The 16,219-nt window shown below is 45.3% G+C and carries 16 protein-coding genes; 14 read left to right on the top strand and 2 right to left on the bottom strand.

Annotated features, from left to right (window positions below):
• The first annotated feature begins 27 nt into the window (after positions 1–27).
• From ACSX1A_RS18925 to ACSX1A_RS18885, 9 genes are all read left to right on the top strand, one after another.
• Positions 28–453 (top strand): cytochrome c maturation protein CcmE domain-containing protein, encoded by a 426-nt coding sequence (locus tag ACSX1A_RS18925; protein ID WP_439881202.1) that lies wholly within the window; start codon positions 28–30, stop codon positions 451–453.
• Positions 454–547: 94 nt separating this feature from the next.
• Positions 548–3,151, top strand: coding sequence for a cytochrome c biogenesis protein CcsA (gene ccsA, locus ACSX1A_RS18920; protein ID WP_439881201.1), 2,604 nt, complete (start codon positions 548–550; stop codon positions 3,149–3,151).
• A 96-nt stretch (positions 3,152–3,247) separates the two neighbouring features.
• Complete coding sequence (locus ACSX1A_RS18915; RefSeq protein ID WP_439881200.1) at positions 3,248–4,066, top strand: Rossmann-like and DUF2520 domain-containing protein; 819 nt, start codon at positions 3,248–3,250, stop codon at positions 4,064–4,066.
• A 92-nt stretch (positions 4,067–4,158) separates the two neighbouring features.
• Positions 4,159–4,488 carry a 2Fe-2S iron-sulfur cluster-binding protein gene (locus ACSX1A_RS18910; protein WP_439881199.1) on the top strand — a complete coding sequence of 110 codons (330 nt, stop codon included), beginning with the start codon at positions 4,159–4,161 and terminating at the stop codon, positions 4,486–4,488.
• Positions 4,489–4,549: 61 nt separating this feature from the next.
• Positions 4,550–4,792, top strand: a complete 243-nt coding sequence (gene iscX / locus ACSX1A_RS18905) for a Fe-S cluster assembly protein IscX (protein WP_439881198.1) — start codon at positions 4,550–4,552, stop codon at positions 4,790–4,792.
• A 91-nt stretch (positions 4,793–4,883) separates the two neighbouring features.
• The gene (locus tag ACSX1A_RS18900) at positions 4,884–5,381 is read left to right on the top strand and encodes a KdsC family phosphatase (RefSeq protein ID WP_439881197.1); all 498 of its coding nucleotides are present in this window, start codon (positions 4,884–4,886) and stop codon (positions 5,379–5,381) included.
• Between the two features lie 118 nt (positions 5,382–5,499).
• On the top strand, positions 5,500–5,697 hold the full coding sequence (locus ACSX1A_RS18895) for a cold-shock protein (RefSeq protein WP_439881196.1): 198 nt from the start codon (positions 5,500–5,502) through the stop codon (positions 5,695–5,697).
• A 102-nt stretch (positions 5,698–5,799) separates the two neighbouring features.
• Positions 5,800–7,052 (top strand): IS3 family transposase gene (locus tag ACSX1A_RS18890; RefSeq protein WP_439881195.1). Its coding sequence is split into 2 segments (ribosomal slippage): positions 5,800–6,148 and positions 6,148–7,052, totalling 1,254 coding nucleotides; the frame shifts between segments, so codons are not numbered across the junction.
• Positions 7,053–7,163: 111 nt separating this feature from the next.
• Entirely contained in the window at positions 7,164–8,009 is an 846-nt protein-coding gene (locus ACSX1A_RS18885; protein ID WP_439881194.1) for a geranylgeranylglycerol-phosphate geranylgeranyltransferase, read from the top strand.
• 72 nt (positions 8,010–8,081) lie between these two features.
• Here the strand turns inward: ACSX1A_RS18885 and ACSX1A_RS18880 are convergent, their stop codons facing one another.
• Positions 8,082–10,355 (bottom strand): T9SS type A sorting domain-containing protein, encoded by a 2,274-nt coding sequence (locus ACSX1A_RS18880; protein ID WP_439881193.1) that lies wholly within the window; start codon positions 10,353–10,355, stop codon positions 8,082–8,084.
• Between the two features lie 207 nt (positions 10,356–10,562).
• Positions 10,563–11,690, bottom strand: coding sequence for a T9SS type A sorting domain-containing protein (locus ACSX1A_RS18875; protein WP_439881192.1), 1,128 nt, complete (start codon positions 11,688–11,690; stop codon positions 10,563–10,565).
• Positions 11,691–11,948: 258 nt separating this feature from the next.
• Between ACSX1A_RS18875 and ACSX1A_RS18870 the strand changes: the two genes are divergently transcribed.
• The 5 genes from ACSX1A_RS18870 to purH all read left to right on the top strand — a co-directional run bounded on the left by ACSX1A_RS18870 (position 11,949) and on the right by purH (position 16,211).
• On the top strand, positions 11,949–12,395 hold the full coding sequence (locus ACSX1A_RS18870) for a Fur family transcriptional regulator (RefSeq protein ID WP_439881191.1): 447 nt from the start codon (positions 11,949–11,951) through the stop codon (positions 12,393–12,395).
• Positions 12,396–12,510: 115 nt separating this feature from the next.
• The gene (locus ACSX1A_RS18865) at positions 12,511–13,017 is read left to right on the top strand and encodes a PaaI family thioesterase (RefSeq protein WP_439881190.1); all 507 of its coding nucleotides are present in this window, start codon (positions 12,511–12,513) and stop codon (positions 13,015–13,017) included.
• A gap of 168 nt (positions 13,018–13,185) precedes the next feature.
• Positions 13,186–13,911: a hypothetical protein gene (locus ACSX1A_RS18860; RefSeq protein WP_439881189.1), complete on the top strand. Its 726-nt coding sequence runs from the start codon at positions 13,186–13,188 to the stop codon at positions 13,909–13,911.
• Between the two features lie 153 nt (positions 13,912–14,064).
• Complete coding sequence (gene purN / locus ACSX1A_RS18855) at positions 14,065–14,658, top strand: phosphoribosylglycinamide formyltransferase (protein ID WP_439881188.1); 594 nt, start codon at positions 14,065–14,067, stop codon at positions 14,656–14,658.
• Positions 14,659–14,687: 29 nt separating this feature from the next.
• Positions 14,688–16,211: a bifunctional phosphoribosylaminoimidazolecarboxamide formyltransferase/IMP cyclohydrolase gene (gene purH, locus ACSX1A_RS18850; RefSeq protein WP_439881187.1), complete on the top strand. Its 1,524-nt coding sequence runs from the start codon at positions 14,688–14,690 to the stop codon at positions 16,209–16,211.
• Positions 16,212–16,219: the final 8 nt, after the last annotated feature.

Genomic DNA, 16,219 nt, shown 5'->3' with positions numbered 1-16,219 from the left:
AAAAACGGAACACTTATTTTAGAATAGATGAAAAAGTCACACATCATCGGGATTTTAGTAATTGCAGTTGCGATCATCATCATCATGTCGTCGGTTGGCGATGCCAGTACATACGTTTCCTTTGGCGAAGCCATTGAACGTGCACAGGACGGAGACATGACTAAAGTGCATGTGGTAGGACGCCTGAAGAAAGATGCGCAGGGGCATATTGTGGGCATGAACTACGACCCTGTGGTAGACCCCAATTACTTTACTTTCATGCTCGTTGACACAAACCGCGTAGAGCAGCAGGTTGTTTATTATAACCCAAAACCACAGGACTTTGATCGCTCAGAACAGGTTGTTATTACTGGTAACATCCGCGACAATGTGTTTGTGGCCGATAAGATCCTCCTGAAGTGCCCATCCAAGTATGTGGAAAAAGAAATTCAACAAAATACCGCAAGCCTGTAAATTCAGTTAAGAGTTGAGAGTGGAGAGTTAGTAGTGATAGCTCTTATACTTCTTCAACTCATAGCTCTCAACCATAAACTTTTAACTCTTAAAAATGATTAATACGCTGATCGGGGATATTGGACATGTGAGTGTGATCGTCGCTTTTGTGGCGGCAATTGTATCCTCTTACGCATATTTTATGGCGTCCAGGGCCACAGTAGAGGCTACCGGCGACAAAAGCTGGCGTAACATGGCACGTGGCGCCTTTTATGTTCACGGGGCCGCCGTTCTTATGATTATTTTCTCGCTGTTCAATATTATTTACGAGCACCGATACGAATATTATTACGCCTGGAGCCACTCTTCTAACCATCTGCCAGTTTATTACATGATCTCCTGCTTCTGGGAAGGCCAGGAAGGCTCTTTTCTGCTCTGGATATTCTGGCATGTAGTACTGGGAGTAGTATTGATCAATGGCGGCAAGAAGAACAAAGTATGGGAAGCACCGGTTATGGCCATGTTCTCTTTTGTGCAGCTTTTCCTCACGTCCATGATTCTGGGTGTGGTGATAGGTGACCTTAAGATCGGCTCTTCTCCCTTTATACTAATGCGCGACTTCATGACAGACGCTCCCGTGTTTGCCATGGACCCTGATTTTGTACCAAAAGATGGTACAGGTCTTAACCCCCTGCTACAGAACTACTGGATGGTGATTCACCCTCCTACCCTGTTTTTAGGATTCGCTGCTACCCTGGTTCCCTTTGCTTTTGCAATGGCTGGCCTCTGGAAAGGCAAATTAACAGAGTGGGTGAAGCCCGCACTCCCATGGTCTTTGTTTGCCGGTGTTGTGTTGGGTGTAGGTACCGTTATGGGCGCTTACTGGGCATACGAGACACTTAACTTCGGTGGTTACTGGAACTGGGACCCTGTTGAGAACGCTGTTTACATCCCTTGGCTTGTGCTGGTTGGCGCAATACATACAATGATAGCGTATCGCCGTGGCAAGTCCGGACTGATCGCATCTTACATACTGGTAATTGCCTCTTTCATACTTGTACTTTATGCTACTTTCTTGACTCGTAGCGGTATACTTGGCAATGCGTCGGTTCACTCTTTCACTGACTTAGGCCTTTCAGGACAGCTGTTCGCGTACCTGGCAGTTTTCACCGTAATGGCTGTTGCCCTGCTTGCTTACAACTGGAAAAAGATACCGACAACTGATAAGGAGCTCTCAACCTATAGTGGTGAATTCTGGGTATTTATCGGGGCTGCAGTGTTGTGCCTGGCAGGTTTCCAGGTGTTGGTCACTACTTCCATTCCGGTATACAACTCATTCCTCGGCTTTATCGGCATCGACTCTAATATTGCCCTGCCTGCAGACCAGATCGCACACTATACTAAATTCCAGCTTTGGGCAGGTGTAGGTGTAGCCATACTTACAGGCATTGGTCAGTTGTTGTGGTGGAGAAAAGGTGAGAAAGGCAGTTTTCTGGATGCTGTTATGCTTCCGGGAATGCTTACCTTATTGTTTGCCAGCCTTGTAATAGTACTGTCTAAGCTAGGGGTGCTTAACAATCAAACTATTGACAACCCGGTTTATATCACACTACTTGTTGCTGCCTTATTTGCCGTGTTCGCAAACCTAAGCATCATCCTGACGCTGCTGCACAAAAAGGTATCTCTTTCAGGTGGTGCCGTATCGCATATTGGTATTGCCCTGATGCTGATCGGTATACTTTTCTCTTCGGGTTACTCTAATATTATCTCGCAGAATACATCAGGCATGGTTTACTCGCGTGAGTTTCCGGATGATGTGAACCGTGACAACGTACTGCTGTGGCGCAATACACCTGTAAACATGGATAAGTATAGCGTAAGCTACCATGGGCAGTTTCAGGAGATTATTGGCGTGCCAGGATACGTAAACCGCGAACTCCTTTTCCCGACAGCAGATGAATATAAAGCAATTGCACGGGGCCAGATAAAAGCAGGCGATAAAGTATACTTTGAAACCGGGGATACCCTGGAGTTATTGTCACCTGAAAATATCTTCTACCAGGTGAAGTACAAAGAGCGTGAGGGCGATAAAACATTTACGCTTTACCCACGCGCACAGGTTAACCCAAACATGGGATTGTTAGCTTCACCGGACATCAAACACTTTGCTGACAAAGACTTGTACACACACATATCCTCTGTGCCTAACCCTAACGAAGAAAAAGACTGGGGCGAGCTGAAAGAGTATGAAGTAACAGCCGGCGACACACTTATCCTGAACGATTACGTTGCTATTTTCAATGGCATCGAGCGGATTGAAAAAGTGCCGGGTGTTGAGCTTAAGAAAGGTGATGTGGCTGTGCAAGCAGACATGAAGATAATGGGTGAGAACAAGAACTACCATGCACACCCGGTACTTCTGATCAAAGACCAGATGATGGGCCGCTTACCGGAAGAAGTAGCTGACCTGGGTCTACGCATCACCTTTATGAACATCGATACAGAGAGTAACAAGTTTAAGATAGGCGTTAATGCTACCCAAAAGGATTATGTTATTCTGAAGGCAATGGAAAAGCCTTTCGTCAACATCCTCTGGATCGGAACAATCATTATGGCTATAGGCTTTATAATGGCTATTGTCCGACGCAACCAGGAGGGTACCGATAAGAAAAAAGTAAGTGGTAAGTTTAAGCAAAACAAGAAAGTACAGACAGCTTAAAAACTATTCTTATACTCAAAAAGCCTTTGCTGCCACAGCAAGGGCTTTTTGCTTTACAGACCTATACCTCTTAATTTAGCACAGTATAATAGTTTTATGTTAGCGGTAAAGAGCAGGAAAATAGCATTTATTGGCGCTGGAAACGTATCCTGGCACCTGGCACAGGCATTGGCAACTACAGGTCATCAGATCATATCCGTTTACAGCCGCACAATGGCTGGCAGTAAAGCGCTGGCATATAGGTTGCCCGACGCACAGCCGACCACCTCACTCGATCTGCACCAAACTGAAGCTGAAATAGTGTTGATTGCTATTCCGGATGCAGCCCTGGCTACTGTAGCTGAGCAAATAAAAGTAAAACCCGGCACTGTTGTAGCTCACACATCCGGCTCGCAACCGCTAAGCATGCTGGGTAACATTGCAGGGGCCAGCACAGGAGTTTTTTACCCTTTGCAGACATTCTCGAAAGTAAAACCCATAGACCTGGCTCAGGTCCCTATCCTGGTTGAGGCTACCCACGAGCATACGCAGCTGGAATTGGAAGAACTTGCCCTAAGTATCAGCCACCGTGTACTTCCAGTAGACTCCGCAGCCCGACAGCAGCTTCATTTAGCCGCTGTATTCGCCTGCAATTTCACTAATCACCTGCTGGGCATCAGTCAGCAGCTGTTGCAGGAGGCAGGCCTGCCTACAGAATTGTTACTTCCACTTATCAAAGAAACCATTGCAAAAGCGGCGCAGCAGAACCCGTACACAGTACAAACAGGCCCAGCCATCCGGCACGATGCAAATGTAATTCAGGCACATTTGCAGATGCTGCAGCGGCACCCGGACCTGCAGGCGCTGTACCAGAATTTAACAGTCAGTATTCAGGAAACAGGGAAAAAGGGGCATTCAGCAGGCACAACTATTTAGTACCATACCTGTTAAAGTACAGTACCCAAGCCAATCCTTTACTTTGATTCGGCTATCATGCTTCGTAAATTGCAGCCTAAATAGAAAAAGAGATGAAAGTTGTAAATATAACATTTAAGTTTGCTGACGGCTCACCAGATGAGGTTCACCCTGCGGTAGAGGGAGAATCGGTACTGGATGTTGCCCTTAACAATGACATCAAGCTGCAGCACAACTGTGGTGGCGTGTGCGGATGCAGCACCTGCCATGTATACATTGAAGCCGGCATGGATGACCTTCCGGAGATTTCTGACAAAGAAGAAGACTATATTGACCGTGCCGTAGATCCGCGCATTAACTCCAGGTTAGGTTGCCAGTGTGTAGTGCAGGGCAACGAAGACATTGTAGTAACTGTTCCGGAGCAGGATTTTCTGGGTCATTAACAAATTCAATCAACTACTTGTACCCGTTTATCAGCAACGATAAACGTAAATTAATAAAGAGATGAACAAAAGCTACGAACCGCCAATTCACTGGAATGACTATGAAGACATAGCCATGGCATTGTATGAGAAGTTTGGCGACGATTTCACGGAATCTAAAATATATCGCATTCGCTTTACAGAACTGCTGGAATGGGTACTATCGCTGCCAAACTTTGAAGGCACAAGAGAGCAGGCCAATGAAGGGCACCTGGAGCAGATACAGGCAGCCTGGGTGTACGAGTGGCGCGACAACCAGGATTAATTTACATCCTGCTCATTGTATGAATATCGTATAAATTATATATTTTTAAAGGTTCTTTCTTGTAAAGAACCTTTTTTTATTTTCCTGTATTATGGCGATAACTCAAACTGACCTTACCCGCATCAACACTTTTATATTTGATGTTGACGGTGTTTTAACCGATGGCTTTCTGTATAGCTTCGCAGATGGGGAGCAGGTGCGGGCATTTAACATCAAGGATGGCTTTGCCATTAAACATGCCATTAGCCAGGGCTATCATGTGGCTATTATATCCGGCAAAAACGAACCTGGAGTCAGGAAGCGCCTGGAGCAGCTAGGTATCGAAAACATCTTCCTGGGAATAGATGAGAAAACTGAGGTTTTCGAAGATTACCTGTACATGCAGGGCATACACCCGGCCACGGTAGCCTATATGGGCGACGACATGCCAGACTTTGAAGTGATGCAACGCTGCGGGTTCCGGGCCTGTCCGGCTGATGCAGCAGATGACATAAAAGAGATCTCAACGTTCATCGCAACGAAAGATGGAGGAAGAGGAGCTGTGCGTGAACTGATAGAAAAAATTATGAAAGCGCAGGATACCTGGTAATCCTGTGTTATCCTTTTCATACAATTGAATATAAATTTTATTTTAATATCCTATTGTATATATTAAAATAAATTTTTAGTTTACGAAGGAATTAATTACCAATAATTTTTTAACTTTTATGAAGACAGGAAAAGTAAAATTCTTTATGGAATCAAAAGGTTTCGGATTCATCACTGAAGACGATACAAATGAAGATTTCTTTGTGCATGTTACCGGCCTTAACGGCGTTCAGATTCAGCAGCATGACCGCGTTGAGTTTGATACTCAAGAAGGTAAAAAAGGAATCAACGCTGTAAACGTGAAAAGAATATCTTAGTCATATACTTCACCGTTTCAGAAAAGCCCTTGCTAAACACAAGGGCTTTTTTTATTTCTTTGTCACGTCCTAAAAAAAGTTGACTAAAAAACAGTCAACAGCATGAGTTACAAAGTAATCAAAGTAAAAGGCGCGGCCCCGCAGTTTAAGTACAGTGAGGCCTTCAGGCGATCTGTAGTGGCCGAGTATGAGCAAGGGCTTTTGAACAAAGACCAAATCCAGGCCAAGTATGGCATCAAAGGCAACTCGCGGGTATTGGAATGGTGCCGCAGGTATGGTAAATTGCACTACCCAAAAGCAGGTGCCTTGGGCCGCCCGATGAAAGACCCGCAAAAGCAACGAATCAAAGACCTGGAGAAACAGCTGGCAGACGCCAAGCTGAAGCTGGTTGCCTATGAAAAGCTGATCGAGATTGCCGAACAAGAAGAAGGGATCAGTATCTTAAAAAAAGACGGAGCCAAACAATCCGGGAGCTTGCCAGAACCTACCCAAGAAAAGTAAACACGTTCTGTGCGTTGTTTGGCTATAGCAAACAAGCTTATTATAAAGCGCAAGCCCAGCATTCTTCAGTAATGAACAAGCAGCAACGAGCCAGGGAGCTAGTGCTTGGCCTGCGCCGGCAGATGCCACGGCTGGGAACCCGAAAGCTGCATTTTCTGCTGAAAAATGAGATTGGCATCGGTAGAGATAAGTTGTTTGACCTGCTCAGGGTGGAAGGACTGCTCGTCTGCCAAAGAAGGCGCTATACGGTCACCACCAACTCAAAGCATTGGATGCGCAAGTACCCCAATCTCATCAAAGACATTGAGCTTGTCCGGCCTGAACAGGTATGGGTCGCTGACATAACTTATATCGACACTAGTGAAGACGGCCATGGGTATCTGCACCTGATAACAGATGCATATTCCAAGCAGATCATGGGGTATGAACTATGCGAAAACATGGAGGCTGCCTCTACGTTGAAAGCGCTACAAATGGCCATCATGAACAGGAGATACAATGACCAGGCACTTATACATCATTCCGACAGAGGGCTACAGTACTGCAGTAAGCTGTACACGGACCACCTGAAGGATAACCACATCACCATTAGCATGACCGAGAACGGCGATCCGTACGAGAACGCGATTGCAGAACGCGTAAATGGCATCCTCAAAGATGAGTTCGGCTTATCACAGCAACTTAACAACATCAGCGAAGCAATGCAGCAAGCTGCTCAAAGCATTAGTGTCTATAACAATAGCAGACCTCACCTGAGCTGCCACATGCTAACACCGGTCCAAATGCATCAGCAAAAGGAAATCAAACTTAAGTCCTACAACAAAAAAGCTCAAACACCTTTGGTGGATGTTTGAGCTTTTTTAACAATGTTTGTGCAATCAATAAATAGTCAACCTATTTCAGGACTACTCACTTGTCTTTTTACTGCTGTGGCGTAACTTTACAAGCGTCATAAAACCTCATCAGTGAAAGCATTACTACACCTAATCCGTTTTCCCAATCTTGTACTGGTCATTCTCAGCCAGGCATTGGTGCAGGCTTGTTTGTTAGGAGATGGGGTGAACTGGGGGAAAGTGCTGGAAACAGAATTCCTTCTCCTTACCTTCGCTACTGTGTGTATTGCCGCTGCGGGCTACATCATCAATGACTACTATGATGTGAAGATAGATGCGATCAACAGACCGGACCGCATTTTAGTGGGTAGAGCAATTCGCCGCCGCAGAGCTATGTTTGCCCACATCATACTTTCCTTTATTGGTGTGGCAATAGGTCTTTACCTGACCATACCTGTTGGCTTGATAAACCTGGGGGCGGTACTTTTACTTTGGGGCTACTCTGCCAGGCTTAAAAAAATGATGTTGATCGGCAATGTGGTAGTTGCCCTGCTTTCTGCCTCCATGTTACTTGTAGTAGCCGTTTATGCTGATACGCTTAACAAGATAACGCTTGGATATGCCTTGTTTGCCTTTCTTATCTCACTTATCCGCGAGATCATCAAAGACATGGAAGATGTAAAAGGAGATGCTTCGTTTGACTGCCGCACCCTGCCTATTGTCGCGGGCCTGCGCAATACAAAACTTGTGCTTTACCCGCTGATCACTATTTTTCTCTCCTTTTTAATTGTAGTGATACTACACCCTAAAACCAGGTTGTTTTTTGATGTTTACATGTTCCTGCTGGTATTGCTTCCGAGCATATGGCTGATCATAAAACTGACACGTGCTGACAAGAAAAGAGACTTCACTTACCTCAGCAACCTGAACAAGCTTATTATGCTTACCGGCATTCTTTCGATGCTATTTGTCAGGTAAACTACGGACTCAACATAAAAATAAAGGCTGACGATATATCGTCAGCCTTTATTGTAGAAGCAATCTTTATACTTAACGCACTACCACACGCTGTGTATTTACGCGGCTACCATCCTGGATCTTCACCACGTAAGTTCCTTTCGCAACTTGGCTCAGATCGAGAGCTACAATACCACCCACATTGCTTTTTGAAATAATGGTACGCCCCATCATGTCAATTATCTGGATGCTGGCGTTTCTGGCATCAGCCAGATCAATTTTTACAATACTTGTTACAAGTGTTGGGTAAATGGCATAGCCACTCTTCTCAGTCCCCTTGGTAATTGCAGTTGGCGCGACAACTTCCACGCTCTCAGTTGCAGTTGCTACCACCTTACCTCCGTCTACTTCATACAAACTCAGTGTGTACGTATAAGATCCGGCAGCATCAAAGGCCACTCTGAAAGCAGAACCGTTTATCTGGCTAAGAGCCATGCCTGCCTCAGGCCCTATCAGCGCAACACCATCGGCACCAATAGTGATAGGTCGGTAAGTTGTCCCATCCGCATCCAGGTATTCCAGCATAACATGTGTGGCATTAGCAGGAGTAGCCAGGGTAAGGCGGCCTCGCACCAATGTGGTCGGAGCAACATCACCAGCAGTTGAGGTAATAGAGAACATCGTAGCAGCGTCTTTGCTGATTTGCTGGTTGGCCAACGTAGTTGCTACAGTAGCATCCTGGAAAGCAGCAACGAGTACACGCTCCTCTTTGGAGGCAACAACTGTCTCGGTACCACCTGCAGTTACAACGGCTAAGGTATAAACATAAGTACCCGCTTCGTTAAAAGTAGCCCTGATAGCTGTTGTTGCATCTGTTAACGGGAAACCTTCTGCAGGACCAAAGTAAGCTACACCATTTTCGTTGATTGGTAGTGGGGCGAATGTTCCTTCATCCGTACGGTATTTAAGGGCTACATTGTCACGCTGCGTGGCATCTGCCAACGTCAGTTTTACACGTACAGTAGCACCAGCGTCGTCGTTTGCCACAGTTGTTACATTTACATCCTGCAGCATTGTAGTTTTAACATTTTCCCTTTGGTTAAGCGTCGAGGCAATGGTTGCATCAACGTAGGCAACGGTTACGTTTTCCTCAGCTTTTGCAATAACCTGTGGGTCACGGTCTGCTATTACCCGGAGCAGTTCCAGCGTATAATTGTATACTCCGTATTCCGTTGCAGTTGCTTTCAGGGTTATAGCAACATCCTCGGTAAGCGCTAAACCCTCTACATCACCTAAATAAGCGACACCATTGTCGTTAAAGGCCAGACTAACCGGAGTGCCTTCGGCAGTTGCCAGACTAAAGGCTGCTCTTTGCGCCGGGTCAGCAAGTGTAACTCTTACACGGTACTTCGTGTCTGCTCCCCAGGCTCCTTTGCCTATTTCTACTGTAAAGTTATGTACAACGTCTTTCCTGATTATCTTATCATCCAGGGTACTGGCAATGGAAGCGTTGCCCTCAACAACTGTAATCGTCTCGTTTGAGAAACCTAGCACGTCCTCCCCCTTCAGCACCTGTATAGTATAAGAAAAAGTCCCCGGTTCGGAGAAGTTTATCTTGAAAAGCTGTTCCATGTCCGCCAGGGTAAATCCTTCTGCAGGGCCGAAGACAGCCACACCGTCTTCACCAATCTGCAGGGTTTCAAATTCGGTTTCTGCTAAGTTAGTGGCATACTTTAATTTAAACTTGCTGCGATCAGCAGGGTTATCGAGTATGAGCTTTGTTGTTACAGTTTCACCGGCTCTACCTTCTGCTTTTAAAAATACCTCAAATAATACATCGGCACCGGTGGCAATAACATCATTCTGGCTGATGTTATCCAACGTGCTGTTGATGGTCGGCTCGTTAAAAGTTACTGTCACTGATTCGGCCTGTGAGGCTAGCACCGCAGTAGTTGCGACATCCTGTAATTCTAATGCATAATTGTAGGTACCAATGTTCTGAAATGTTACTCTGAAATCGATGTCGTAGTCATTGATGGGATAATTACCAAAGGTAGCCTCCCCGGTAGCATTCAGGGGCAGGGAGACCCAGTTCAGGCCTTTATCCAGGCTATACTCCAGATTTACTTCCGATGCTTGTGCAGCAGCGTTATCACCGGTAAGCTTTACTACACCTTTAAACTCTGTACCTTCAGGTACGTCGCCTTTCCTGATGCTTAAAACAAATGGGGTAGGCGCCAAAGCTCTGACAACGCTTAGATCATCCAGGGTGGTGCTGACGGTTGCAGTGGTTACCCTTGCTTGCACCTGCGTTACTAAGCTTACAAGTAGCAGAACAACCGCCATGTAGCGTAGAAGTGTTTTCATAAATTTTGTTTCTAAGTTTAAAAAATTCGTCATAAGTATAGATACTACTATACTCAAATATATAAATTATTTAATTAAAATTATCAATACGCATGGTCATGATCAAAACAAAAGAAGTCATAGTATTATATTTGATCGGTATACTACACAGCTAAAAGCCTACAGAGTTCTCTGTAGGCTTTTAGAATATCCATTATGTAATGAGGTTTATCTTACAATGAAGCGGCTTCCGGCAACATCATTTCCTTTGATGACCTTGATGAAGTAAGTTCCTTTAGCTAATTCCGCTGTGTTCAGCTGTACAGAACCCGCGGCACTATCAACTCGAAGCACCGTTCTGCCCAACATGTCTGTTACAGCAATGCTGGCATTGCGTACATCACCCAAATCAATGCGTACGCTGCCGTTGGTGATAGTTGGGTAAACCGTAATGCGGCTGTTGCCGATCATATCATCAATGCCAGCTACAATTGATACAGTTACTGTCTCTTGCACTGAAGCAAGAGTAGTGCCTTCGTCTCTTCTGAATCGTAAAGTATAAGAGTAGGTACCTGCTTGCGTGAAGCTGGCTTTCATGAGTTGGTTAATTCCATCGGCAGTTAATACTTCTCCTTCTGCAGGTCCGATAGTGGCAATACCTTGCTCATTAAAAGTTAAAGGCTGAAAGTCAGGATCGCCGCCTGTGGTGGTAGCTCTTTTGGCATCGTAGAGCAGCGTTATGTTTGCGCTTTGCGCAGGGTTTGCCAATACTACCTGTATATTACCTTTAACCCCTGCAAACTCATTGGCATTTACTAGTATTTGCCACTCATCCGCCTGATTAACTACAAGGCCTTTCTGCTGTGCCACGACATCGAGCGTACCATCTATAGTAGGGAACTGAGTAGGAGTAGTTACAGTAACAGCGCCATTTGTTGTAGCTACTGTTTGCGGTGTTGCTTCTACCGTTACCAGATCAAGTGTATAGTTGTAGGTGTCGGCTCTGTTAATAAAGATCTTAAAATCATGTGTTGTGGCAGTTGCCGGAAAAGTAAAGCCGGTTTCTGGTCCAAACATAATAATACCGGTAGGGTCAGTTGCCAGGGTAGTATATTCCTGAGCGCCGGGAGCTTTGTATTGCAGCACAATGTCGCCTTCCTGGTAAGGGGTGAAGTCAAATTTACCTCTTACCATCTGCTCACTGCCTCCTTGCGTGGTTACAGTGAATTCTTCGGTTATACCAGTTCTTACATTTGTAAGTCCTCCCAGGGTTGTTGCAACAGATTGGGCGAATCCGTATCCCTGCACCACCATTGCTAATAGTAAAGTAATTCCAATACGTAGAGATGTTTTCATTTGAAAAGGTTTTCGATGATATAAATATTTGATTAATCTTAATATAGCAGCCATACTTGTTCTGCCTGTATACATACGTACATTCTGAATATTGATTCAAAAAAATGGAGTATATATAGCAAAAAGTCTATAAATCACTTATAATCAATGCATATTTTTTAAACTATTCATTTTCAAGCCTTCCATTGCTTCTCGTTACAATGGATTTAAGGCTCCTCTTGATTGAATAATCAGGGACAACGTTATATTTGTGATAATATGGTACAGCAACAAAAGGAACTCAGAAAACAGGCGCAGGAACTACTGCTGAAATATGACCTGCGCAAAACAGGATGTAGAGTAGATGTGCTGGAGCTTTTTCTGCAAAATCCGTTTGCCTTATCGCACTCTGACCTGGAAAAGCTTCTGGGAGATGACTATGACCGGGTAACGCTGTACCGCACTTTATATTCATTTAAAGAGCAGGGACTGGTGCATAGTATAAACGATGTAAGCGGCTCTGTGAAGTATGCCCTTTGCAAAGAGGCATGCTCTCTTCATCAGCACCACGATAACCATATCCATTTTAACTGCAACAGTTGCGGACAAACTTTCTGCCTCGATGAAGTGCTGATCCCTGCCACTGCCCTACCCGATGGATACCAGATCGAGCGCCTGCACTTTTCTGCTCAGGGGGTGTGTAAGTATTGCAATACAGCAACCTGACCTCTTTTGTGGCAGCCAGTGCCATTTATTGCCATAAAATAGTATATTACAGTACCGTTAACTCACACAAGCTTTGTATTACTAGTATAAACGGGCAGGCAAAACATCCTATACCATGGCAACACCAACAAAATCAGTAGCAGCTTTTCAGAAACTCGTAGCCTCACCCGCTAAGTTCCGCCTGTTCATGCTCGCGAAGCTGCCAATGGCCTATATGGCCGATCTGCGGGTAAAGTCGTTGACTGAAGAGCGCGCCATGGTGTCCATACCTTATAAATACCTTACCAAAAACCCTTTTGGCTCTATTTACTTTGCATGCCTGAGCATGGCCGCTGAGCTTTCTACGGGTGTGCTGTGTATGATGCACGTGTATAAATCTGACCCGGCTGTATCAATGCTTGTTGTGCACATGGAGGCTGATTTCACGAAGAAGGCAGTAGGCAGGATCACCTTTATCTGCGAAGACGGAAAACGTGTGCAGGAAGCCGCCGACCATACGAAAGCTACCGGTGAAGGTGTTACAGTAGTTGCCACAAGCAGGGGTATAGATGAACAAAACGAGCAGGTAGCCGAATTCAGATTTACCTGGTCTTTAAAAGCAAAAAGCCCGTCCCGGGGTTAATGCTTATAAGCGGGTGCAAACCTTCCTGACCAGCAGCAATTTAAAACCATAACAATTGTCGAACTCCTACAAATTCCGTAGATTCGAATAGTTGCCGTTACCTTACTTTAGCAGGTATATCAGCCAAAGCCTTTACCTATCGGTTCAATCTCACCTAAACATATACTTATGCTTCATCCAAAACTACTCTACAAGCTCAGTGGAATCATGCTATGCCTGCTTTGCATAGCCGCAGGCCAGGCACATGCCCAAAGGCCTGATAAGATCAAGGTAAAGCCCACCTCAGGCAAACTTAGCGCTGACATCAGAAGTGAGGCCTATTATTATCCTGATTTTCAGGATGGGACTGTTTCGTTCAGAAATGGCAGAACCACTGTAGGCAACCTGAACTATAACATGCTTACCGGAGAGATAGAATTTATCAACAGTAAAAAGGACACGCTGGCATTAGCTAACATGTATGATGTTACTCAGGCCATTTTTGGAACAGATATATTTTATTATGATCCGGAGAGCGAAAACCTGTTAAAACTGCTGGAAGAATACGATGACAAGAAGCTTTTTGTAAACGAAAGGTATGAATTAACTAACATAAAAAACGTAGGAGCTTTTGGCATGGAATCCAGTACAACATCTCCTACAAGTTCCAGTAGCAACCAGAATATCGGTGACACTCAGAACAGGTTAAAGCAAAACGAAAGCCTCATTTACTCCGCTAAGTCTTCTTACTTTATTGCAGATAAAACCCAATACATGCCTGCTACCCGGGCCAGTATACTGAGAATGTTTCCGGAACATAAGTCAGAGATCAAGAAATACATAAAAAATCAGAAATTTAACTTAAATGAGAAGGAGGATTTAAGCCAGTTGCTGAAATATATAGCTGAACTATAACGGCAGGCAGTCATAGTCGCTTTCAAAAGTGCTCCCGTTCTGTTTTAGTAGTAGACCTATTATTTAAAGCGCTTCCTTATAAAACATGCAGTATGCTTGCTCAAACTATAGCTAAACCCGCTATATTTGCAGCTTCATAGCAATTTTATACTTTTGAAACGACCAGATAAGAAAAATATAGTCATTTTCGCTTCAGGTTCGGGGAGCAATGCCCAGCGTCTGCTGGAGCATTTCGAGCGCCACCCGGAGATACGTGTGGCTGCACTGTTCTCCAACAACCCGAAAGCCTATGCCCTTCAAAGAGCCGAGACGTACCACGTCCCGGCTCTTTTGTTTTCCAGGGACGAGTTTTACAACTCCGATAAAGTACTCAGGCAAGTACAGCAGTTTAAACCTGACCTTATTGTTCTGGCTGGTTTCCTTTGGCTGGTGCCTCAAAGCCTGCTCCACGCTTTTCCTGACAAGATCATTAACATACACCCTGCCCTGCTCCCGAGGTATGGCGGCAAAGGGATGCATGGCCTTAACGTACATACTGCTGTGGTTCAGGCAGGTGATTCAGAGTCTGGTATTACCATCCACCGCATTAACGAAGAGTATGACAAAGGCGAATTTATACTTCAGGAATACTGCCCGGTACACCCGGAAGATACCCCGGAAGAGCTGGCAGCCCGCGTTCTGCAACTGGAGCATAAGTACCTGCCCCTGGTGGTAGAAAAACTGTTGCTCGAAAAAGACGAATTGTAAATCCAACATCAACCCATACAAGCAAACCCATGCAACCCGTTCAAATTAAATCCGCACTTATTTCGGTTTATTACAAAGACCGCCTGGAGCCACTTGTTGAGCTTCTGAAACAGCACAATGTTACCATTTATTCTACCGGGGGCACGCAAACGTTCCTCGAAGAACAAGGAGCTGATGTAGTAGCTGTTGAAGACCTGACTGCCTATCCTTCTATTTTTGGAGGCCGTGTAAAAACATTACACCCAAAAGTGTTTGGCGGCATCCTGCACCGCCGCGACAACGACAGCGACCTGTCGGAGCGCGAAAAGTTTGAGATCCCGCCAATTGACCTGGTGGTTGTAGATTTATACCCGTTCGAGGAAACAGTGGCATCAGGAGCATCAGAGGCAGATGTGATCGAGAAAATTGACATAGGTGGAATCTCACTTATCCGTGCAGCAGCCAAAAATTTCAAGGATGTACTGATTGTCTCCTCCAGAGACCAGTATGGGGAAGTGGTGGAACTTTTAAAAAACAAAAACGGCGCCACTGAACTGGAAGACCGCAAGCGTTTTGCCGCCAAAGCCTTCGACATCTCATCGCACTACGATACACATATCTTTACTTACCTGAACTCCGGTGAAGAAGAGCAGGTATTCAAGCAAAGTATTCGTGAGGCCACCCCGTTGCGCTATGGGGAGAACCCGCACCAGAAAGGCACCTTTTATGGCAAACTGGATGAGCTTTTCGAGCAACTGAACGGCAAGCAGCTTTCTTACAACAACCTGGTTGACGTAGATGCAGCTGTAGCCTTAGGAGCTGAGTTCGAAGAACCGGCTGTAGCTATTCTAAAACACACCAATGCCTGCGGCTGCGCTACTGCCGAAACAATTAAAGAGGCCTATCTGCTTGCGCTTTCTTCTGATCCTGTGTCTGCTTTCGGAGGGGTGATCATCGCGAACAGAACCATAGACCTGCCTGCAGCCGAAGAATTGAATAAGTTGTTCTTTGAAGTGCTGATTGCGCCAGCATTTGATGCCGACGCTTTGGAACTGCTTAAGTCAAAGAAGAACCGCATCCTGCTAAAGCAAAACAATGTTGAACTTCCGAAAAAGCAGTTCAAGACATTGCTGAACGGTGTGATAGAACAGGACAAGGATCTGGCCACCGAAACAGAAGCTGACTTCAAAACAGTAACCAAGCGGGAGCCAACTCCGGAGGAGAAAAAAGCGTTGGTTTTTGCGGCCAAGGTTTGCAAACACACAAAATCTAACACCATCGTATTGGCCACAGACAAAATGATGTTCTCCAGCGGCGTTGGCCAGACATCGCGCGTGGATGCATTACGGCAGGCCATTGACAAAGCAAAAAGCTTTGGCTTTGATATTAGCAAGACAGTTATGGCATCCGATGCTTTCTTCCCTTTCCCGGATTGCGTGGAGATAGCCGACAAAGCAGGGATTAAAGCGGTAGTGCAACCTGGAGGTTCTATCAAAGATCAGGACTCCATTAACTACTGCGACGCCCACAATATGGCGATGGTCATGACTGGAGTCCGTCACTTTAAGCATTAAAAAATTGC

It is taken from the genome of Pontibacter sp. MBLB2868, assembly GCF_051904785.1.
GTDB lineage: Bacteria > Bacteroidota > Bacteroidia > Cytophagales > Hymenobacteraceae > Pontibacter.
This window is presented reverse-complemented; position numbering and strand designations above follow the sequence as displayed.

Excerpts from the sequence above, each read along its gene's own strand:
- ACSX1A_RS18875 (WP_439881192.1), bottom strand. The coding sequence starts at position 11,690 with ATGAAAACATCTCTACGTATTGGAATTACTTTACTATTAGCAATGGTG.
- ACSX1A_RS18915 (WP_439881200.1), top strand. The coding sequence starts at position 3,248 with ATGTTAGCGGTAAAGAGCAGGAAAATAGCATTTATTGGCGCTGGAAAC.
- ACSX1A_RS18880 (WP_439881193.1), bottom strand. The coding sequence starts at position 10,355 with ATGAAAACACTTCTACGCTACATGGCGGTTGTTCTGCTACTTGTAAGC.
- ACSX1A_RS18910 (WP_439881199.1), top strand. The coding sequence starts at position 4,159 with ATGAAAGTTGTAAATATAACATTTAAGTTTGCTGACGGCTCACCAGAT.
- ACSX1A_RS18865 (WP_439881190.1), top strand. The coding sequence starts at position 12,511 with ATGGCAACACCAACAAAATCAGTAGCAGCTTTTCAGAAACTCGTAGCC.
- ACSX1A_RS18900 (WP_439881197.1), top strand. The coding sequence starts at position 4,884 with ATGGCGATAACTCAAACTGACCTTACCCGCATCAACACTTTTATATTT.
- iscX (WP_439881198.1), top strand. The coding sequence starts at position 4,550 with ATGAACAAAAGCTACGAACCGCCAATTCACTGGAATGACTATGAAGAC.
- ACSX1A_RS18860 (WP_439881189.1), top strand. The coding sequence starts at position 13,186 with ATGCTTCATCCAAAACTACTCTACAAGCTCAGTGGAATCATGCTATGC.
- ccsA (WP_439881201.1), top strand. The coding sequence starts at position 548 with ATGATTAATACGCTGATCGGGGATATTGGACATGTGAGTGTGATCGTC.
- ACSX1A_RS18870 (WP_439881191.1), top strand. The coding sequence starts at position 11,949 with ATGGTACAGCAACAAAAGGAACTCAGAAAACAGGCGCAGGAACTACTG.
- purH (WP_439881187.1), top strand. The coding sequence starts at position 14,688 with ATGCAACCCGTTCAAATTAAATCCGCACTTATTTCGGTTTATTACAAA.
- ACSX1A_RS18895 (WP_439881196.1), top strand. The coding sequence starts at position 5,500 with ATGAAGACAGGAAAAGTAAAATTCTTTATGGAATCAAAAGGTTTCGGA.
- ACSX1A_RS18925 (WP_439881202.1), top strand. The coding sequence starts at position 28 with ATGAAAAAGTCACACATCATCGGGATTTTAGTAATTGCAGTTGCGATC.